20 protein-coding genes are annotated in these 19,784 nt (G+C 69.1%); 3 read left to right on the top strand and 17 right to left on the bottom strand.

What is annotated here, in order from left to right; genetic code table 11:
• Nucleotides 1–6: 6 nt before the first annotated feature.
• The 11 genes from metK to pyrR form a co-directional block, all read right to left on the bottom strand.
• Nucleotides 7–1,260 carry a methionine adenosyltransferase gene (gene metK, locus B842_RS07245; protein WP_245631345.1) on the bottom strand — a complete coding sequence of 418 codons (1,254 nt, stop codon included), beginning with the start codon at nt 1,258–1,260 and terminating at the stop codon, nt 7–9.
• A gap of 78 nt (nt 1,261–1,338) precedes the next feature.
• On the bottom strand, nt 1,339–2,580 hold the full coding sequence (gene coaBC / locus B842_RS07250) for a bifunctional phosphopantothenoylcysteine decarboxylase/phosphopantothenate--cysteine ligase CoaBC (RefSeq protein WP_040085924.1): 1,242 nt from the start codon (nt 2,578–2,580) through the stop codon (nt 1,339–1,341).
• A gap of 117 nt (nt 2,581–2,697) precedes the next feature.
• Nucleotides 2,698–2,997, bottom strand: a complete 300-nt coding sequence (gene rpoZ / locus B842_RS07255) for a DNA-directed RNA polymerase subunit omega (RefSeq protein ID WP_040085925.1) — start codon at nt 2,995–2,997, stop codon at nt 2,698–2,700.
• A gap of 24 nt (nt 2,998–3,021) precedes the next feature.
• Nucleotides 3,022–3,597, bottom strand: a complete 576-nt coding sequence (gene gmk, locus B842_RS07260) for a guanylate kinase (RefSeq protein ID WP_040085926.1) — start codon at nt 3,595–3,597, stop codon at nt 3,022–3,024.
• A gap of 4 nt (nt 3,598–3,601) precedes the next feature.
• The gene (gene mihF, locus B842_RS07265) at nt 3,602–3,925 is read right to left on the bottom strand and encodes an integration host factor, actinobacterial type (protein ID WP_040085927.1); all 324 of its coding nucleotides are present in this window, start codon (nt 3,923–3,925) and stop codon (nt 3,602–3,604) included.
• Between the two features lie 216 nt (nt 3,926–4,141).
• Nucleotides 4,142–4,960, bottom strand: coding sequence for an orotidine-5'-phosphate decarboxylase (gene pyrF / locus B842_RS07270; protein ID WP_040085928.1), 819 nt, complete (start codon nt 4,958–4,960; stop codon nt 4,142–4,144).
• Nucleotides 4,960–8,289 (bottom strand): carbamoyl-phosphate synthase large subunit, encoded by a 3,330-nt coding sequence (gene carB, locus B842_RS07275; protein ID WP_040085929.1) that lies wholly within the window; start codon nt 8,287–8,289, stop codon nt 4,960–4,962. Before carB ends, pyrF begins: the two co-directional genes overlap by 1 nt.
• A 25-nt stretch (nt 8,290–8,314) precedes the next feature.
• Nucleotides 8,315–9,523 carry a glutamine-hydrolyzing carbamoyl-phosphate synthase small subunit gene (gene carA / locus B842_RS07280; RefSeq protein WP_174520260.1) on the bottom strand — a complete coding sequence of 403 codons (1,209 nt, stop codon included), beginning with the start codon at nt 9,521–9,523 and terminating at the stop codon, nt 8,315–8,317.
• A gap of 6 nt (nt 9,524–9,529) precedes the next feature.
• On the bottom strand, nt 9,530–10,885 hold the full coding sequence (locus B842_RS07285; protein ID WP_040085930.1) for a dihydroorotase: 1,356 nt from the start codon (nt 10,883–10,885) through the stop codon (nt 9,530–9,532).
• An 8-nt stretch (nt 10,886–10,893) separates the two neighbouring features.
• Complete coding sequence (locus tag B842_RS07290; protein ID WP_040085931.1) at nt 10,894–11,835, bottom strand: aspartate carbamoyltransferase catalytic subunit; 942 nt, start codon at nt 11,833–11,835, stop codon at nt 10,894–10,896.
• The gene (pyrR, locus tag B842_RS07295; RefSeq protein WP_040085932.1) at nt 11,835–12,419 is read right to left on the bottom strand and encodes a bifunctional pyr operon transcriptional regulator/uracil phosphoribosyltransferase PyrR; all 585 of its coding nucleotides are present in this window, start codon (nt 12,417–12,419) and stop codon (nt 11,835–11,837) included. Before pyrR ends, B842_RS07290 begins: the two co-directional genes overlap by 1 nt.
• 190 nt (nt 12,420–12,609) lie before the next feature.
• On the opposite strand from pyrR, the gene B842_RS07300 reads away from it, so the two are divergent.
• From B842_RS07300 to B842_RS07310, 3 genes are read left to right on the top strand one after another with little or no spacing between them, the layout of a single operon-like run.
• On the top strand, nt 12,610–14,007 hold the full coding sequence (locus B842_RS07300; RefSeq protein ID WP_040085933.1) for a TIGR01777 family oxidoreductase: 1,398 nt from the start codon (nt 12,610–12,612) through the stop codon (nt 14,005–14,007).
• Entirely contained in the window at nt 14,004–14,510 is a 507-nt protein-coding gene (locus B842_RS07305; protein ID WP_040085934.1) for a YbjN domain-containing protein, read from the top strand. Before B842_RS07300 ends, B842_RS07305 begins: the two co-directional genes overlap by 4 nt.
• A complete protein-coding gene (locus tag B842_RS07310) occupies nt 14,503–14,976 on the top strand; it encodes a YbjN domain-containing protein (RefSeq protein ID WP_040085935.1) in 474 nt (157 codons plus the stop codon). The genes B842_RS07305 and B842_RS07310 overlap by 8 nt, the downstream gene beginning before the upstream one ends.
• An 86-nt stretch (nt 14,977–15,062) precedes the next feature.
• Here the strand turns inward: B842_RS07310 and B842_RS07315 are convergent, their stop codons facing one another.
• From B842_RS07315 to aroB, 6 genes are all read right to left on the bottom strand, one after another.
• Nucleotides 15,063–15,914, bottom strand: coding sequence for a PPK2 family polyphosphate kinase (locus B842_RS07315; protein WP_040085936.1), 852 nt, complete (start codon nt 15,912–15,914; stop codon nt 15,063–15,065).
• A 30-nt stretch (nt 15,915–15,944) separates the two neighbouring features.
• A complete protein-coding gene (nusB, locus tag B842_RS07320) occupies nt 15,945–16,487 on the bottom strand; it encodes a transcription antitermination factor NusB (protein WP_052437807.1) in 543 nt (180 codons plus the stop codon).
• A 9-nt stretch (nt 16,488–16,496) separates the two neighbouring features.
• On the bottom strand, nt 16,497–17,060 hold the full coding sequence (efp, locus tag B842_RS07325; protein WP_040085937.1) for an elongation factor P: 564 nt from the start codon (nt 17,058–17,060) through the stop codon (nt 16,497–16,499).
• Nucleotides 17,061–17,131: 71 nt separating this feature from the next.
• A complete protein-coding gene (locus B842_RS07330; protein ID WP_040085938.1) occupies nt 17,132–18,223 on the bottom strand; it encodes an aminopeptidase P family protein in 1,092 nt (363 codons plus the stop codon).
• 41 nt (nt 18,224–18,264) lie between these two features.
• The gene (gene aroQ / locus B842_RS07335; RefSeq protein WP_040085939.1) at nt 18,265–18,696 is read right to left on the bottom strand and encodes a type II 3-dehydroquinate dehydratase; all 432 of its coding nucleotides are present in this window, start codon (nt 18,694–18,696) and stop codon (nt 18,265–18,267) included.
• Nucleotides 18,697–18,700: 4 nt separating this feature from the next.
• Complete coding sequence (gene aroB, locus B842_RS07340; RefSeq protein ID WP_040085940.1) at nt 18,701–19,774, bottom strand: 3-dehydroquinate synthase; 1,074 nt, start codon at nt 19,772–19,774, stop codon at nt 18,701–18,703.
• Nucleotides 19,775–19,784: the final 10 nt, after the last annotated feature.

Below are 19,784 nucleotides of genomic sequence, written 5' to 3' on the forward strand. Positions count from 1 at the left end.
AATACTCTAGCGGCCCAGAGCCGCCTTGAGCTCGTCCACCCGGTTGAGCCGCTCCCAGGGCAGATCCAGGTCGAGGCGGCCGAAGTGGCCGTAGGCGGAGGTCTGCGCGTAGATCGGGCGCAGCAGGTCGAGCTCGCGGATGATGGCGGCGGGCCGCAGGTCGAAGACCTTCTCGACGGCGCCCTGGATGTCCGCGTCACTGAGGCCCGCGGCGGCGGTGCCGAAGGACTCCACGTAGAGGCCGACCGGCTTCGCGCGGCCGATGGCGTAGGCCACCTGGACCTCGACGCGCTCGGCCAGGCCGGCGGCGACGATGTTCTTGGCCACCCAGCGCATGGCGTACGCGGCGGAACGGTCCACCTTGGACGGGTCCTTGCCGGAGAAGGCGCCGCCGCCGTGGCGGGCCATGCCGCCGTAGGTGTCGACGATGATCTTGCGGCCCGTCAGGCCAGCGTCGCCCATCGGGCCGCCGAGGATGAAGGAGCCGGACGGGTTGACCAGGAGGGTGAGCTCCTCGTCGACCATGCCGATCAGGCCGGCGTCGGCGATGACCCAGTCGAGGACGTGCTCGCGCAGCTGCTCGTGCAGCCAGTCCTGGGTGACCTCCGGGTCGTGCTGCGTGGAGATGACCACGGTGTCGAGGCGGACCGGGCGGTCCTGCTCGTCGTAGGCGAAGGTGACCTGGGTCTTGCCGTCGGGACGCAGGTGCGGGACGATGCCCTGGTTGCGCACCTCGGTGAGGCGGCGGGCCAGGCGGTGGGCCAGGGCGATGGGCAGCGGCATGTACTCGGGGGTCTCGTTGCTGGCGTAGCCGAACATGAGGCCCTGGTCGCCGGCGCCGGCGCGGTCGTCCTCGTCGATCTCGACGCCGGAACGCTCCTCGTGGGAGGAGTCGACGCCGTCGGCGATCTCCTGGGACTGCTCGCCGATGGCGATGTTGACGCCGCAGGTGGTGCCGTCGAAGCCGACCTCGGAGGAGATGAAGCCGATGTCCACGAGGGTCTTGCGCACGAGCTGCGGGATCTCGACGTAGCCGGTGGTGCGGACCTCACCGACGACGTGGACCTGGCCGGTGGTCACGAGCGTCTCGACGGCCACGCGCGCGGTCGGGTCCTGCTCGAGCATGGCGTCGAGGATGGTGTCCGAGATGGCGTCGCAGATCTTGTCCGGGTGGCCCTCGGTGACGGACTCGCTGGTGAACAGGCGGATCGTGGCGGGCTTGTCGAAGGCCACCGTGGTGGTGGCGGGGTTCTCTGACACGGGCGGGTCCTTTTCGGGGGTCAAATTAATGATATGACTGAGCGTCCCGCCCAATATAGACCAAGCGGTCTAAAAGCGTCAATTGCGCAGGTCGTCGACGGCGCTGAGGATCGCCGCCGCCACCACGTGCTTGGAACCGTCCGGAACCTCCGTGACAGCGCCGTCGGCGGTGAGCAGCCAGCCGCTGTTGCGGGTCTGGCCGAAGACCCGGCCCTCCCCCACCTCGTTGGCCATGAGCAGGTCGCAGCCCTTGCGGGTGAGCTTGGCCTGCGCGTACTCGAGCGCGCTGGTCTGTCCGTCACCGGTCTCTGCGGCGAAGCCCACGATGGTGGTCTCTGCGGGGACGAGACCCTCGCGGCGCTGCTGCACCGTCGTGGCGAGGATGTCCGGGTTCTCCACCAGCTCCAGGAGCTGAAGCGCCGCGTCGTCGTGACCCTTCTTCATCTTCGCGTCCGCCTGGCTGACGGGACGGAAATCGGCGACGGCCGCCGCCATGATGATGACGTCCATCTCCGGCGCCAGCCTGCCGACGACCTCCGCCATCTCCCGGGCGCTGGTCACCTTCTCGACGGTCGCCCCCGACGGCGTCGGCAGGTCATCGGTGGCGCCGGCCACGATGGTCACCTGGGCCCCGCGGTGGGCGGCGATCTCCGCCAGCGCGAAACCCTGCCGGCCGGAGGAACGGTTGCCCAGGAAGCGCACCGGGTCGAGGTTCTCCTGCGTGCCGCCGGCGGTGATGAGCACCCGGCGTCCCGCCCAGTCCGGCGTGAGGTCCGCCCCGTCGAGGACGGCGCGGGTGAGCTCGGCGATCTGGTCCGGCTCCGGCAGCCGCCCGGGGCCGGTGTCCCTGCCCGTCAGCCGGCCGTGGGCCGGCTCGAGGACGATGACGCCGCGTTCCCGCAGGGTCCGCACGTTGGCCTGCGTGGCGGGGTTCCACCACATCTCCGTGTGCATCGCCGGGACGACGATGACCGGGCACTGCGCCACGAGCACCGTCGCGGTGAGCAGATCGTCGGCACGGCCCGCCACCAGCCGGGCCATGACGTCCGCCGTCGCCGGGGCGATGACCACCGCGTCCGCCTCCTGGCCGACGCGCACGTGCTGCACCTCGTCGACGGCGTCGAAGACGGTCGTCGACACCGGATGGCCGCTGAGCGCCTCGAAGGTCGCCGCGCCGACGAAGTTGAGGGCGCTCGGGGTCGGCACCACGCGGACGTCGTCACCCGCCTCCTTGAGGTCCCGCACCAGGTGGCAGGCCTTGTAGGCGGCGATTCCCCCGGACACTCCGACAACGACACGACGTGGCTGCTTCTCAGTCATGGGTCCGACTCTAGTCAAGCGTCCGGGTTTCCACGGGTGCCCGGGCCGCAGGTCGGCACAGACGACGACACCCCCTCCACCACGGGGGCGGAGGGGGTGTCGGAGGGGAGGGGACGCCTAGGCGCCTTCCTCGTGGTCCAGCAGGCCCGCGTCGATCTCGCGCAGGGCGATGGACAGCGGCTTCTCGCCGGGCTCCGGGGTCACCAGAGGACCGACGAACTCGAAGACGCCCTCATCATGCTGCTGGTAGTAGCTGTTGATCTGGCGTGCACGCTTGGCAGCGAAGATCACCAGCGCGTACTTGGACGACACCTTGTCCAGCAGCTCATCGATCGGCGGGGCGGTGATGCCCTCCGGCGCGTCGTAGACGGCCGTGGAGACGGCGGAGTTGGACGTGTCGTTGTTCACGTTGGTCACGTACACCTTTTTCTGGGTTGAGAGTTAAAGCCTGCCGAGCAGAATATCACTGATGGCCTGGACAGCCTCATCCAGCTCTTCGTTGACCACGACGTGGTCGAACTCGTCCTGGCTGGCCAGTTCCTCGCGGGCGGTCTCCAAACGACGTGCGATGACGTCCTCCGGCTCCGTCCCACGGCCGGTGAGGCGCTCGACGAGCACCTCCCACGACGGCGGGGCGAGGAAGATGGACCGTGCCTCCGGCATCATCTTCTTGACGTTGCGGGCGCCCTCCAGGTCAACCTCCACGAGCACGGGGCGACCCTGTGCCAGTGCCTCCCGGACGGGGGCCGCGGGGGTGCCGGAGCGCTGGATGCCGCCGTGGATGTCAGCCCACTCGAGCATCATGCCGTTGTCGATGTTCTCCTGGAACTGGTCCGGGGAGACGAAGAAGTAGTCGACGCCGTCGACCTCGCCGGGACGCGGAGCGCGGGTGGTCATCGACACGCTGAAGTACAGCCGGTCGACGTCGCTGCGCAGGCGATGAACCACAGTGGACTTGCCCACCGCGGAGGGCCCGGCCAGGACGACCAGACGACCCGCGGGGTTCTCGCCGGGCATGACCCTAGTCCTCGGAGAAGCCGAAGCGCTCCAGCAGGGCGCGACGCTGACGGTCACCGAGGCCACGGAGGCGACGGGTCTGGGCGATCTCGAGCTGCTCCATGATCTCCTTGGCCTTGACCTTGCCCACCTTCGGGAGGGCCTCGAGCAGTGCGGAGACCTTGGTCTTGCCGATGATCTCGTTGTCCTGTGCCTTGTCCAGAACCTCCTTGAGGTTCGTCTCTCCGCGCTTGAGCTGCTCCTTGAGCTCGGCGCGTGCCTTGCGGGCCTCTGCGGCCTTGGCGAGGGCTGCCTTGCGCTGCTCGTCAGTCAACTGGGGAAGGGCCACGGGGTTTCCTCCGATTCAAATGGGCTGATAGTTCAAGTTGTCCGGGTACTCACGTACCAGATCTCAGTGGCCTGCAGCGTGTGGTCACACCACAGCGCACTGACTCCGGACCAGTTTAGCACCGGCCCTGACGCCACCCCTCTGACATGCCCATTCAGGCACATCAGCGGATCGCGATTTCTAAAGTACCAGGTCGCCACCCGGTCGTCCCAATATTCAGCGACCTGGGAATTCCGCGGCGGCGCTGACCACCGCGTCCCGCAGGTCCCCGACCCGGGGGCCGGCCCCCAGGACAGCACGGGAGATGTTGGGGAACGCGAGCTTCTCGACGCCGCGCGCGATCCGCGCCACGTCCTCCGCCGAGCCGCCCTGCGCGCCGACGCCCGGCATGAGCACCGGGCCGTTGAGACGGGACAGGTCCGGCGCCTGCTCCAGGGTGGCGCCGACGACGACGCCGACGTTGCCGGGACCCTCATGCGCCGCGTTGCGCGCGGCACACTCGTCCACCACCTGCTGGGCGATGGTACGACCGTCCTGACCTGCATGGTTCTGCAGGACCACGGCCTCCGGGTTGGAGGTCGCGGCCAGCACGAACACTCCCCCGCCGGTGGCCTCCGCCAGGTCGAGGACCGGGGCCAGCGCCCCGACCCCGAGGTACGGGGAGACCGTCACGGCGTCGGCACGCAGCGGGGAGTCCTCCCCCAGCCAGGCGTCGGCGTAGCCGGCCATGGTGGAGCCGATGTCGCCGCGCTTGGCGTCGGCCACCGTGAGGCAGCCGGCCTCCCGCAGCGCCGCCAGCGTGGCCTCGAGGACCTTGAAGCCGGCGGAGCCGTAGCGCTCGTAGAACGCCACCTGGGGCTTGACCAGGGCCGCGGTGTCGGCGAAGGCCTCCACGCAGCGGCGGCTGAACTCGGCCAGACCCACGACGGAGTCCTCCAGCCCCCACGCCTCCAGGAGGGAGGCGTGGGGGTCGATGCCGACGCACAGGCGGCCGCGGGTGGCGGCGGCGTCGAGAAGCCGGGAACCGAAGGTCATCAGTGCTCGAGCTCCTGCAGGGCGAGGACGCCGAGGTCGTCGGCACGCAGTGCCTCGATGCCCTGGACGGCGGCGGTGATGCCCTGGACGGTGGTCACCAGCGGGACGCCGGCGCTGACGGCGGCGGCACGGATGTCGTAGCCGTCGTGGCGGGCACCGGCGGAACCGGCCGGGGTGTTGAGGATGAGGTCGATCTCACCGGCGAGGATGAGGTCGACGATGGACTCGCCCTCCGCACCGCCCCGGATGTCGGAGGCCTTGAGCACGGTCTCACACTCGATGCCGTTGCGGCGCAGCATGGAGGCGGTGCCTGCGGTGGCCAGGAGGGTGAAGCCGAGGGAGGCGAGACGCTGGATCGGGAAGATCAGCGTGCGCTTGTCCCGGTTGGCCACGGACACGAAGATGCGGCCCGCGGTGGGCAGCTCGCCGAACGCGGCGGCCTCGGCCTTGGCGAAGGCGGCGCCGAAGTTGTCGGCCAGGCCCATGACCTCACCGGTGGACTTCATCTCCGGGCTGAGCAGGGTGTCGAGCATGGAGCCGTCCTCCGTGCGGAAGCGGTTGAACGGCAGCACGGCCTCCTTCACCGCGATCGGGTGCTCCAGCGGCAGGGAGCCACCGTCGTAGTCGGTGGGGATCATCCCCTCCGCGCGCAGCTCGGCCAGGGTGGCGCCCATCATGATGCGGGACGCGGCCTTGGCCAGGTGGACGCCGGTGGCCTTGGACACGAACGGGACCGTACGGGAGGCACGCGGGTTGGCCTCGATGACGTAGAGGATGTCGTCCTTCAGCGCGAACTGGACGTTCATCAGGCCCTTGACGCCGATGCCGTGTGCGAGAGCACGGGTCGACTCGCGGACCTTCTCGATGTCCTCCGGGCCGAGGGTCATCGGCGGGAGCGCACAGGCGGAGTCGCCGGAGTGGATGCCGGCCTCCTCGATGTGCTCCATGACGCCGGCCAGGTAGACCTCCTCGCCGTCGCACAGGGCGTCGACGTCGATCTCGATGGCGGAGTCGAGGAAGCGGTCGACCAGGACCGGGTGGTCCGGGGACAGCTCGGTGGCGCGCTCGATGTAGTCGGCCAGGGAGTCCTCGTCGTAGACGATCTCCATGCCGCGGCCACCCAGGACGTAGGACGGGCGGACCAGGACCGGGTAGCCGATGGAGTCGGCGACCTCGCGGGCCTCCTCGAAGGAGGTGGCGGTGCCGAAGGCCGGCGCCGGCAGGTCCGCCTTGCGCAGGACCTCACCGAACTCGCCGCGGTCCTCGGCCAGGTCGATGGCCTCCGGGGTGGTGCCCACGACGGGGACGCCGGCGTCGGCCAGGCGCTGCGCCAGGCCGAGCGGGGTCTGGCCGCCGAGCTGGACGACGACGCCCGCGACGGTGCCCGACTGGGACTCCGCGTGGTAGATCTCCAGGACGTCCTCGAAGGTCAGCGGCTCGAAGTAGAGACGGTCGGCGGTGTCGTAGTCGGTGGACACGGTCTCCGGGTTGCAGTTGACCATGACGGTCTCGTAGCCGATGCGGGACAGCTCCAGGGCCGCGTGGACACAGGAGTAGTCGAACTCGATGCCCTGGCCGATGCGGTTCGGGCCGGAGCCCAGGATGATGACCTTCTCCTTCTCGGTCTGCGGGGACACCTCCGACTCCGCGGACGGGTCCAGCTCGTAGGCCGAGTAGTGGTACGGGGTCTGCGCCTCGAACTCGGCGGCGCAGGTGTCGACGGTCTTGTACACCGGGCGGATGCCCAGCGACCAGCGCAGACGGCGGACACCGTCTTCACCGGCGAACTCCGGGCGCAGGGCGGCGATCTGGGCGTCGGACAGGCCCAGGTACTTCGCCTCGCGGAGGAGGTCGGCGTCGAGCACGGGGGCGTCGAGAAGCGTCTGACGGAAGTCCACCAGGGCCTTCATCTCGGCGAGGAACCACGGGTCGACGGCGGAGGCCTCGTGGACCTGCTCGACGGTGGCGCCCAGGCGCAGGGCCAGGTCGATGTCGTAGAGGCGGCCGTCGGTCGGACGCTTCAGGTCCTCGAGGACGGCGTCGAGGTCGGTGGCGCGGTCGCCGGCGAAGGACTCGTCGTCGGTGGTCCAGAAGCCGTGCTGCTTCTGCTCCAGGGAACGCATGACCTTGTTGAGGCCGGCGATGTAGTTGCGGCCGATGCCCATGGCCTCACCGACGGACTTCATGGTGGTGGTGAGGGTGTCCTCGGCGCCCGGGAACTTCTCGAACGCGAAGCGCGGGGCCTTGACGATCACGTAGTCCAGGGCCGGCTCGAAGGCGGCCGGGGTGACGCCGGTGATGTCGTTGGTGATCTCGTCGAGGGTGTAGCCGATGGCCAGCTTGGCGGCGATCTTGGCGATCGGGAAGCCGGTGGCCTTCGACGCCAGCGCGGAGGAACGCGACACGCGCGGGTTCATCTCGATGGTGATGCAGCGGCCGTCGGCCGGGTTGATGGCGAACTGGATGTTGCAGCCGCCGGTGTCGACGCCGACCTCACGGATGATGGCGATGCCCAGGTCACGCAGCTCCTGGAACTCGCGGTCGGTGAGGGTGAGCGCCGGGGCGACGGTCACGGAGTCACCGGTGTGCACGCCCATGGCGTCGACGTTCTCGATGGACGCGACGGCGATGACGTTGTCCTTGGAGTCACGGACGAGCTCGAGCTCGAACTCCTTCCAGCCGAGGATGGACTCCTCGATGAGGACGTTGGCTTCCGGGGATGCGGCCAGGCCGCCACCGGCGATGCGCTCGAGGTCCTCCTCGTTGTACGCCAGGCCGGAGCCCAGGCCACCCATGGTGAAGGACGGACGGACGACGACCGGGAGACCCAGCTCGGCGACGGTCTCGTGGACCTCCTCCATGTTGTGGCAGACGCGGGAGCGGGCGGACTCGCCGCCGACGGACGCGACGATGTCCTTGAACATCTGACGGTCCTCACCGCGCTGGATGGCGGGGATGTCGGCGCCGATGAGCTCGACGCCGTACTTCTCCAGGCTGCCGCGACGGTCCAGCTGGATGGCGGCGTTGAGGGCGGTCTGGCCGCCGAGGGTGGCCAGGACGGCGTCGATCGGGTGACCCTGCTCGATCTCCTTCTCGAAGATCCGCTCGATGTACTCGGGCTCGATCGGCTCGACGTAGGTGTGGTCCGCGAACTCCGGGTCGGTCATGATGGTGGCCGGGTTCGAGTTGATGAGGGTGACCCGCAGGCCCTCCTCCTTGAGGACGCGGCAGGCCTGGGTGCCGGAGTAGTCGAACTCGCAGGCCTGACCGATGACGATCGGGCCGGAGCCGATGACCAGGACGTGCTTGATGTCTGTGCGCTTGGGCATTGTTTTCCTTAAACTCCTGGTTTCTTTACTTCTCGACGCCTGCGTGGCCGGCGGAACCGTCCATCAGCTCGATGAACTGGTCGAACAGCGGGTTCGCGTCGCGGGGGCCGGCGGCGGACTCCGGGTGGAACTGGACGGAGAAGGCGCGGCCGTCGACGAGCGCGACGCCCTCGACGGTGTCGTCGTTGAGGCACACGTGGGTGACGCGGGCCGGACCGAAGTCGGTCTCGAAGGTCTCCCCCTCCGGCGCCTGCAGGGCGAAGCCGTGGTTCTGGGAGGTGATGTCGATCTTGCCGGTGAGGACGTTCTTGACCGGCACGTTGATGCCGCGGTGGCCGAACTTCAGCTTGTAGGTGTCCAGACCGAGGGCACGGCCCAGGATCTGGTTGCCGAAGCAGATGCCGAACAGCGGCAGACGCGCCTCGATGATCTCGCGGGTGGTGGCGACCATCGCGTCGGCGGTGGCCGGGTCACCCGGGCCGTTGGACAGGAAGACGCCGTCCGGGGAGTACTGCGCCAGGTCGGAGAACGGGGTGGAGGCCGGGACGACGACGGTTCGGATGCCACGCTTGGCGAACTGCGCCGGGGTCGTGGACTTCAGGCCCAGGTCGTAGGCGACGACGGTGTAGCGGGCCTCGCCCTCGGCGGGGACCTCGTAGACCTCGTTGGTGGTGACCTCGCCGGTGAGGTCGGCGCCCTGCATGGTCGGCTGTGCCTTGACCTCGGCGACGAGGACGTCGACCGGGCGGTCGGCGTTGTCGCCGGTGAAGATGCCGGCCGGCTGCGAGCCGTGGTCACGCAGGTGGCGGACCAGGGCGCGCGTGTCGACGCCGCGGATGCCCACCAGGCCCTGCTCCGCCATCTCCTCGGGCAGGCTGCGCTGGGCACGCCAGTTGGAGACGCGGTGCGCGAGGTCACGGATGACCAGGCCGGCGGCCCAGATCTTGCCGTCGCGGGACTCGTTGTCCTCGTCGTTCCAGCCGGTGTTGCCGATCTGCGGGGCGGTGTTGACCACGATCTGACGGTGGAAGGAGGGGTCCGTGAGGGTCTCCTGGTAGCCGGTCATGGCGGTGGTGAACACGGCCTCGCCGAGAGCCTTGCCGGCGGCGCCGAAGCTGTAGCCGCGGAAGGTGCGGCCGTCGGCGAGCACGAGCACGGCCGGGATGCGGGTGTGGGTGGAGGACGTCAAGGCGTCACCTTTCGCAGTGTGGACGGTGTTGTCGGTGTTGTTCATGTCTGGTCAGTTCTCCTCGCGCGGCTCGGCGGGGACGCCGTCGACGCAGGTCAGTCGGCCGCGGAGCACCGTGGTGGTGACCTTCGCGGAGAACTCCATGCCCTCGTAGGGGGTGTTCTCGGCCTTGGAGGCCATGTCCGCGCCACGGGCGGTCCAGGTGCTTCCCGGGTCGACGATCGTCAGGTTGGCGGGCTCGCCGACCGCGATGGGACGGCCGTGCCCCGGCAGGCGGACGATCTCGGCGGGGCGCTCACTCATGACCTTGGCCACCCAGCGCCAGTCGGCGCGGCCGGTGGCGACGAAGAGCTCGGCGACGATCGCCAGGGAGGTCTCCAGGCCGAGCATGCCCGGCTTGGCGTACTCGAACTCCACGCACTTCTCCTCCGAGCCGTGCGGGGCGTGGTCGGTGGCGACGCAGTCGATGGTGCCGTCGAGAAGCGCGTCCCGCAGGGCCAGGGTGTCGTGCTCCTCGCGCAGCGGCGGGTTGACGCGGTACTGGCCGTCGTAGGTGTGCAGTTTCTCGTCGGTGAGCAGCAGGTGGTGCGGGGTGACCTCGGCGGTCATGGGGATGCCCTGCGCCTTGGCCCACTTGACCAGTTCGACGGAGCCGGTCGTGGAGGCGTGGCACACGTGGACACGGTTGCCGTAGTCGCGGGCGAGCAGCGCGTCGCGGGCCACGATGGACTCCTCGGCGGCGCGCGGCCAGCCCCGCAGGCCCAGCTTCGCGGCGGTCTCACCCTCGTGGGCGACGGAGCCCTCGGTGAGGCGCGGCTCCTCGGCGTGCTGGGCAAGCAGGACGTCCTGGCCCTTGGCGTACTCGAGGGCGCGGCGCATGATCTGCGGGTCGTCGACGCACTTGCCGTCGTCGGAGAACATGCGCACCCGGGCCTGGGAGTTGGCCATCATGCCGAACTCGGTGAGCTCCTTGCCGCCCAGCCCCTTGGTGATGGAACCGATCGGGTGCACGTCGCAGATCGCGGCGTGCTGGCCCTTGAGCCACACGGACTCGGCGATGACCGGCTGGTCCATGACCGGCATCGTGTTGGCCATGGTGAACACGGCGGTGAAACCGCCCTTCGCGGCGGCCTGGGAACCGGTGACGATGGTCTCGGTGTCCTCGCGGCCCGGCTCACGCAGGTGGACGTGGATGTCCACCAGGCCCGGCAGCAGGACGTGACCCCGGCCGTCGACGGTGCGGTCGGCCTCCGCGTCACGGTCGGCGTCCAGGGAGACGATGACGCCGTCCTCGATGAGGACGGTGACGGGGTCACCCTCGCCGTAGAGACGGACGTCGACGAGCTTGAGCGTTCCGGCCTCGACGGGGGCCAGCGGACCGGTGGCGGGGAAATCAGCGTTGGTCATGTGAACTCCTAGATTCCGGACGGGCCGTCGGTGGCGAGGAGGGTGAACAGGACAGCCATGCGCAGGTGCACACCGTTGTTGACCTGCTGCAGCACCGCAGCGTTGTCGTAGTCGGCGACGGCGTGGTTGATCTCCATGCCGCGCAGCATCGGACCCGGGTGCATGATGATCGCCCCGTCCTTCATGGCGGCGGCGCGGGCCTTCGACAGGCCGTACAGGGTGGCGTACTCGCGGTGCGACGGGAAGAAGCCGCCGAGCATGCGCTCCTGCTGCACGCGCAGCATCATCACGACGTCGGCGTCCGGGATCTCCTCGTCGAAGTCGCGGGCGACGCGCACCGGCCAGTTCTCCACGCCGTAGGGCAGGAGGGTCGGCGGGGCGACGAGGACGACCTCCGCGCCGAGGGTCGACAGGAGGTCGACGTTCGAGCGGACGACGCGGGAGTGGAGGATGTCACCGACGATGAGGACCTTCCTGCCCTCGATGTCGCCGATGCGCTGGCGCATGGTCACGGCGTCGAGAAGCGCCTGCGTCGGGTGCTGGTGCGAGCCGTCGCCGGCGTTGATCACCGAGGTGCTGTAGCCGGCCCCGGTGACCCAGTCGGCCACGAGCTGCGCGGCACCCGAGGAGGGGTGGCGCATGACGATGGCGTCGGCGCCGATGGAGGCGAGGGTCAGGGCGGTGTCCTTGAGGGACTCGCCCTTCTTCACGGAGGAGGAGGACGCGGACAGGTTGATCACGTCGGCGCTCATCCACTTGCCCGCCGTCTCGAAGGAGGAACGGGTGCGGGTGGAGTTCTCGTAGAAGAGGGAGTAGATCGTGCGGCCCCGCAGGGTCGGCAGCTTCTTGATCTCCCGTCCCTCCAGCGCCTCACGGAAACGGTCGGCCTCGTCCATCAGGCCGAGGATCTCGTCGCGGTCCAGGTCGGAGATGGACAGCAGATGCTTCATCAGTTGTTCTCCCGGGTGTCGGGCTTGGTCAGGATGACGGCGTCCCGGCCGTCGATCGCCTCGAGGAGCACTGCGACGTCCTCGGCGCGCGAGGTCGGCAGATTCTTGCCGACGTAGTCCGCGCGGATCGGCAGCTGGCGGTGGCCCCGGTCGACGAGGACCGCGAGCTGGATGTTCTCCGGGCGGCCGATGTCACGCAGGGCGTCGAGGGCGGCGCGGATGGTGCGGCCGGAGTACAGCACGTCGTCGACGAGGATGACCGTGGCGCCGTCGATGCCGCCGGCCGGGATGGTGGTGGGCTTCAGGGCGCGATGCGGCTTGTTGCGCAGGTCATCGCGGTAGAGCGTGATGTCGAGGGCGCCGACGGGCACCGCCACGCCGGAGAACTCCTCGATCTTCGCTGCCAGCCTGTCGGCCAGGGGCACTCCCCCCGACGGGATGCCCAGCAGCATGACTCGACCGGCCTCCGGGGAGTCCAGGGCCGTTTTCTCAATGATCTGGTGCGCGATGCGTGCGACAGTGCGGGCGACGTCGTCGGAGCCGAGCAGCTCCACCGTGGTCGCGCCGTCAGTGCGTTCACTCATCGTGACCTCCTTCCCCGCCTCTCTGTGCGGAACTTAAAGGATGTCGGACAAACAACGTACAGAGAACGTACAGAGCCGATCCCGGGACGTTGACGGTCCATGGATGTCTATGCTTGAAGACTGCAGCCGATACTATCACCCGCCGCCCCCACCATGGGCGTGCCCCCGACGACGAGAAGGACATCCCGCCGTGAGCCTGACCACAAGTCACGTCGTTCCCGCACCCCGCGAACAGGTCTGGGAGTGGCACACCCGCCCGGGGGCCCTCGTCCGACTGACGCCGCCGTTCCTGCCCTTCATCCCCATGAAGCAGGCCGACAAACTCTCCGACGGCACCACCATCTTCGGTCTGCCGGCCGGCCTCAAGTGGGTCTCGCGGCACGACCTGTCGAACTACCGCCGCGGCCACCGCTTCACCGACGTGTGCATCAACGCCCCCGTGAAGACCCTGGCCAACTGGCGCCACGTCCACGACTTCGCCGACCACGAGGACGGCACCCTGGTCACCGACACCGTCACCACCCGTCTGCCGGCCAACGCGATCACCTCCTTCTTCGCCTACCGGCAGCAGCAGCTGATCAACGACTTCCTCTTCCTCGACCGCGTCGCCGCCCTCCAGCCGGAGAAGCCGCTGACCATCGCCCTCACCGGTTCCCGCGGCCTCGTCGGACGCGCCCTCATGGCGCAGCTGGGCACCGCCGGCCACCACGTCATCCAGCTGGTGCGCCGCAACCCGAAGCCCTACCAGCGTCTGTGGGAGCCCTTCTCCCCCGCCCCGGACCTCCTCGACGGCGTCGACGTGCTCGTCCACCTCGCCGGCGAGCCCATCTTCGGCCGTTTCAGCGCCGCCCACAAGCAGGCGATCCGCGATTCCCGCGTCACCCCCACCAACCGCCTCGCCCGCCTCGTGGCCGGGTCCCCCACCGTGCACACCATGATCGCGGCCTCCGCCGTCGGCTACTACGGCGCCGACCGTGGCGACGAGGTCCTCACCGAGACCTCCGAGCGCGGCGAGGGCTTCCTGGCGGACGTCGTCTCCGAGTGGGAGGCCGCCACCGTGGTCGCCGCGGAGGCCGGCAAGCGCGTGATGAACGTCCGTTTCGGCGCGATCATGTCCGCCCGCTCCGGCATGCTCCCGGTGCTCAAGGCCCTGTTCTCCACCGGCCTGGGCGGCAGCTTCGGCGACGGCCAGATCTGGTTCCCGTGGATCTCCATCGACGACGCCACCGACATCCTCACCCGCGGCGTCCTCGACCCCGCCTGGTCCGGCCCCGTCAACGCCGTCTCCCCCACCGAGACCCTCAACCGGGACCTCACCGCCGCGCTGTCCACCGAGCTGCGCCGCCCCGCGTTCATCCCGATCCCCTCCATCGGCCCCGCCATCATCCTCGGCCGCCAGGGCGCCCAGGAACTGGCGCTGGCCAACCAGCGCGTCCGGCCCCAGATGCTTCTCGACGCCGACCACACGTTCCGCTACCCCACCCTCGACCGGACGCTCGCCCACGAGTTGGGCGGCGAGTCGCTTTTCGACGCCGTCCGCGAGCTCGAGGCCCCCGAGGGGGAGAACCAGCTAGGGTTGGACGGGTGACTTCTGCACCCACATCACCCATTCCCGACACCCCGGTGTCCCCGGTCACCCCGGAGCGGATCTCCGAGCTTCTCGACGCCGAGGGGCTCCAGCACCGCCTCGAGTCCGCCCCCGTGGCCGCCGGCGAGACGCCGACGACCATCGTGCGCACCGGTTTCATCAACACGGCCATCGCCATCAGCATCGACGGCGACCAGCTCGTGTGCGACTCCATGTGGCGCGGTGAGGCGCCCAAGGACGAGGCACCGAAGGTCCTCGGTCTGGTCAACGAGTGGAACCAGACCCAGTACATGCCGACTCTGCGCTTCTTCGAGAACTCCGCCGGTGCCGGGCACCTGACCATCAGCGCCCTCCGCCAGATCAACATCGAGCACGGTCTGAGCCGCAACCAGATCGGTGCGTTCATCATGTCCACCCTCGACGGCGTCCTGCGCGCCTACGAGTGGGTCGAGGCCCAGCTCCCGGAGCTGGTCACCTGGGAGGAGAAGCACGACAATGACTAACCTCAGCCCCGTCACCATCGACCGCCTCATCGAGGCGATGCGCGGTTTCGACGTCGAACTGGAGAAGGTCGGCGACGAGGACTCCGGCGTCGCCGCCGCCAACCTCAACGACATCCCGGTCACCTTCGCGGTGCTGGGCTCGGTGTTCATCGTGCGCGCGGACGTCGTCACGGAGCAGACGCTCAACGACGCCGACCCGACCCTCTACCTCGCCGCGAACCAGGTGAATTCGATCTCCTTCGGCGCACGCGCCACCATCGTGGACCGCGCGGAGAACCTCATCGTCCGCACCGAGCGTGACGTGCCCATCGCCGCCGGCATGAACGACGAGCAGCTGGCTGCCTCCGTGCGCGGCGCCGTCGACGCCGTGCTCACCGCCCACGACGGCATCAAGGCCACCGCCGATGACCTCGCCGAACTGCGCAAGCAGGTCGAGGCGGAGCTCGACGCCGCCGACGAGCAGTAGACCGGCAACCAGAAGATGCCGCGAGGGGCGTCCCGTCATGGTGGCGGGAGCCCCTCGCGGCATCTTTGCGTTGGTGGCTGGGGTGGCTAGGCCTTCTGCGCCCGCTCCAGCTCCAGCTCCACGTTGAAGTCAGCCGGCGGCCAGGTCAGGTCCATCGAACGCAGGGCATCCAGCACGAGGTACTTCACCGCCATGCGCGCGTACTTCTTCCGGTCACCCGGGATGCAGTACCAGGGGGCGAAGTCAGTGCTGGTCCGCTTCATCGCGATCTCGTAGGCCTGCTGGTACTCGTCCCACAGCTCGCGCTCGTCGAGGTCACCCGGGTTGTACTTCCAGTGCTTCTCGGGATTCTCCAGACGCTCGAGGAGATTCTCCTTCTGGAAGTCCTTCGAGATGTGCAGCATCACCTTGATGATCTTCACGTTCCGGGTCGCCATGTCGCGCTCGAAGTCGACGATCGCGTCGTAGCGGCGCTCGATCTCCTCCGGCGGGGCCATCTGCCGCACGCGCTGGATGAGCACGTCCTCGTAGTGGGAGCGGTCGAACACCGCGATCTGCCCGACGGCCGGCTCATGCGGGCGGACGCGCCACAGGAAATCGTGCCGACGTTCCTCGGCGGTCGGGGGCCCGAAGGCCCGGATCTTCAGGGCCTGCGGGTCGAAGGCCCGGAACACGTGGCGGATGACACCACCCTTGCCGGCCGTGTCCATGCCCTGCAGGACGAGCAGGACGCCACCGGTGCCCGGTACCCCGGAGCGGCCGTTGGCGTAGAGCTTCTCCTGCAGCTCATCGAGCTCGTCGTCGTGCTCGTGGAACTCGCGTTCCCAGTCCTCCTTGTCCCACTCGAACCCGGGCGTCGAGGTGGGGTCGACGTCAGCCAGCCGGAATCCGGGGCCGACGCGGTGGGACAGGGCTTCTTCCATCGTGAACTGATCCATACCACGATGGTATAGATATTCAGCCCACGGCTACTCGGCGGACTCCTCAGAATCCCCGTCATCCGCGAAGGGGTTGAGCTCCGAGCCTGCCTGGACGACGTCGTCAAGCACGGCGTGGATGTACGGTGCGGCGACGTCGGAGCCGTACTGGCTGGCCAGCTCGACGCCCTCCACGACGGCGGTGGCGCCGTCGACCTCGGGGTTGAAGAGGATCTCCCACACGCCGACGCGCAGGATGGCGCGGTCGACGGCGGGCAGGCGGTTCAGCTCCCACGTCTCCGCGAGGTAGCGCTCGATCGTCTCGTCGATCGTGTCCAGCTGCTCGGCGGCACCGGTGACGATGTCGCGGGTGTAGGAGGCGATGGGGGCGACGCCGTGCACGTCGACGCGTGCCAGTTCGATGCGGTCCTCGACGACGGCGACGGGGTCGATGTCGCGGGCCTCCGCCTCGAAGAGGATGTCGACGGCGCGTCGGCGCGCGCGGTAACGGGCACCGTGGCGACGCCAGTTACGGTCGTCCCCCTCACGCTCCTCGCCGACGCGGTCGGCGGGCTGGTCCTTGGTGTCGCTCAAGTCCGTGACCTACGCGTTGACGCGGGACAGGTACTCACCCGTGCGGGTGTCGACCTTGACGACGTTGCCTGTCTCCAGGAACAGCGGGACCTGGATCTCGGCGCCGGACTCGAGGGTGGCCGGCTTGGTGCCGCCGGTGGAGCGGTCGCCCTGCAGGCCCGGCTCGGTGTGGGTGATCTCGAGGTCGACGGAGATCGGCAGCTCGGCGAAGAGTGCCTCACCCTCGTGGAAGGAGACCTGGACCGGCATGTTCTCCAGGAGGAACTGGGCGGCCTCGCCGAACTTGTCCTCGGACAGCTCGACCTGCTCGTAGTTCTTGTCGTCCATGACGACGTAGGAGGAGCCGTCGTTGTACAGGTAGGTCATGTCACGACGGTCGACGGTGGCGGTCTCGACCTTGACGCCGGCGTTCCAGGTCTTGTCGACGTTCTTGCCCGTCAGGACGTCCCTGAGCTTGGTGCGCACGAAGGCGGGGCCCTTGCCCGGCTTCACGTGCTGGAACTCGACGATCTGCTGGAGCTTGCCGTCGACCTTGAGCACAAGGCCGTTCTTGAAATCGGCGGTAGTTGCCACGAAGTGTCTCCCTCGTAAAAGATGTCCCGGTTAAATGACCTAATCAGACTACACCACCGGCGGCAACGGCCCTAGACGATGCGCAGTTCCTTGCTGGCCGGGGTGATGATGCGGGCCGGCCCCTGGGTGACGATGATCGTGTCCTCGATGCGCACGCCACCTCGGCCCGGGACGTAGATGCCCGGTTCGATGGTGAGCGTCATGTGCTCGGACAGCGACCCCTCACCGGTCTGCGCCGCCCACGGGCCCTCGTGCACCTCGAGGCCGATGCCGTGACCGGTCGAGTGGACGAAGTACTCGCCGTAGCCGGCGTCCTCGATGACGGAGCGGGCTGCCGCATCGACGTCGACGAGCCGGGTGCCCGGGGTGGCGGCATCGATGCCGGCCTGCTGGGCGCGGAGGACGACGTCGTAGACCTCGCGGGCGAAGTCGTCGGCCTCCCCCATGACGACGGTGCGGGTCATGTCGGAGTTGAAGCCGCGGGAGTGGGCGCCGAAGTCGAGGATGACCAGGTCGCCGCGGCGCAGGATGCGGTCCCCGGCGGTGTGGTGCGGCTTCGCGGAGTGCGGGCCGGAGGCGACGATCGTGTCGAAGCTGGGGCGCTCCGCCCCGAGGCGGCGCATGCGGTGCTCGAGGTCGGCGGCGATGTCCCGCTCGCTGCGGCCGACGGCCAGCTCACCGGCGGCGATGAGGTCGTCGAAGGCCTGGGAGGCGAGCTCCGCGACCTCGACGAGACGCAGGCGCTCGGTGTTGTCCTTGGTGAGACGGATCTCCTCGATGATGCCGGTGACCGGCACGAGCGTGACGTCCTCGTTGCAGGCCTCCTGCAGGCGCTCCAGCTCGGCGACGGTGACGTGGGAGGCCTCGAAGCCGACGCGGCGGGGCCCCTCGATGCGGCGCAGCAGGGCGAGGGCGGACTGCCGCTCGATGACGGCCTCGATGTCCGGGACCTCCTCCGCGATCTGCGTGGTGTAGCGGCCGTCGGTGCAGATCTCGGCGGTGAGGTCCTTCGCCAGGACGAGCGCGCCCTGGGAGCCGGAGAACCCGGAGAGGTAGCGGACGTGGTTGAGGTTGGTCACCAGCATCTCGTCGATGCGCATGCCCGCCAGCCGTGCCGAGAGCGTGCGACGTCGGGTGAGGAATCGGGTGTCCGCGTATGCCATGTGGCCCTCCTACAAGGTCGTGGTTTTCGTTCCCCACAACACTAGCGCTTCGCGACGGCCTCCAGCGCGAGCAGGTAACCGTGCGTGCCGAGTCCGGCGATGACACCCCGGGCGATCGCCGAGAGGTAGGAGTGCTGACGGAAGGGCTCCCGTGCGTGCACGTTGGAGATGTGCACCTCGATGAAGCCGGCGCCGTCGGCGACCTCGGCCAGGGCGTCGCGCAGTGCGACGGAGGTGTGGGTGAAGCCGCCGGGGTTGATGATCACGGGCCAGCCGGCGTCGGCAGCCTCGTGCACCCAGTCGATGAGGTCACCCTCGTGGTTGGACTGGCGGCAGTCGACGTCGACGCCGAGGACGGCGGCGCGGTCACGGATCTGCTTCTCAACGTCGGCCAGCGTCGTCGAACCGTAGACCTCCGGCTGCCGCTTCCCCAGCCGGTTGAGGTTGGGGCCGTTGAGGACCAGGACCTGCACGGCGCTACTCCCCGGAGACGGCGGCGTAGGCGGACTCGAGTTCCTCCGTCGTGGGACCCTCGAGGCGGGTGGTCTCCCCCACGCCGGTGAGCGCGACGAAGCGGATGTGGCCGTCGCGGTTCTTCTTGTCGCGGGTCATGGCGGCGTAGAGGTCCCCGAAGTGGCCGGCCGGGTAGGTCGTGGGCAGGCCGATGGCCTGCAGGATCCGCTCGTGGCGGGCGACCAGGTCGGCGTCGATGAGGCCCCGGGCATGGGAGAGCTGGGCGATGAACATCATACCGACGGCGACGGCGTGGCCGTGGCGCCAGCGGTAGTTCTCCCGCAGCTCGACGGCGTGGCCGAAGGTGTGGCCGTAGTTGAGGATCTCGCGCAGACCGGACTCCTTGAGGTCCTGGCCCACGACATTCGCCTTGACCTGCACGGAGCGGGCGATGAGTTCGGGGAGGTGGCCGTCGGCACGCAGGCAGGCGACGGGGTCGTGCTCGTAGCGCTCGAGGATGACCGGGTCGGCGATGAAGCCGGTCTTGATGATCTCCGCGGAACCGGCGATGAGCTCGTCCATCGGCAGGGTGGCCAGGCGGTCGAGGTCGATGAACACGGCGGTCGGCTCGTGGAACGCGCCGACGAGGTTCTTGCCGGCGGCGGTGTTGATGCCGGTCTTGCCGCCGACGGCGGCGTCGACCATGGCCAGCAGCGTGGTCGGCACCTGGATCACCCGGATGCCGCGCATCCAGGCCGCGGCGACGTAGCCGGCGAGGTCGGTGACGGCGCCGCCGCCGAGGCCGACGATGACGTCACCGCGGCCGAAGGTCTCCTCGCCCAGGCGGTCCCACAGGGCGCCGGCGACCTCGAGGGACTTGCCCTCCTCAGCGTCGGGTACCTCGACCAGGACGGTCTCCAGGCCCCGCCCCGTGAGCGCCGCGCCGAGCTTCTCTGCGGGGGCCACGAGGGTCGGCTGGTGGATGACCATGACCTTGGCGGCCCCGGTGGCGGCGGCGCAGTCGGCGACGGCGGCGTCGAGGTCGTGGTCGATGGTGACCTCGTAGGGGGCGGGTCCGTTGACCTTGATGATCGTCACGTGGGAAGTC

Source organism: Corynebacterium humireducens NBRC 106098 = DSM 45392 (genome assembly GCF_000819445.1).
In the GTDB taxonomy this organism is placed as follows: domain Bacteria; phylum Actinomycetota; class Actinomycetes; order Mycobacteriales; family Mycobacteriaceae; genus Corynebacterium; species Corynebacterium humireducens.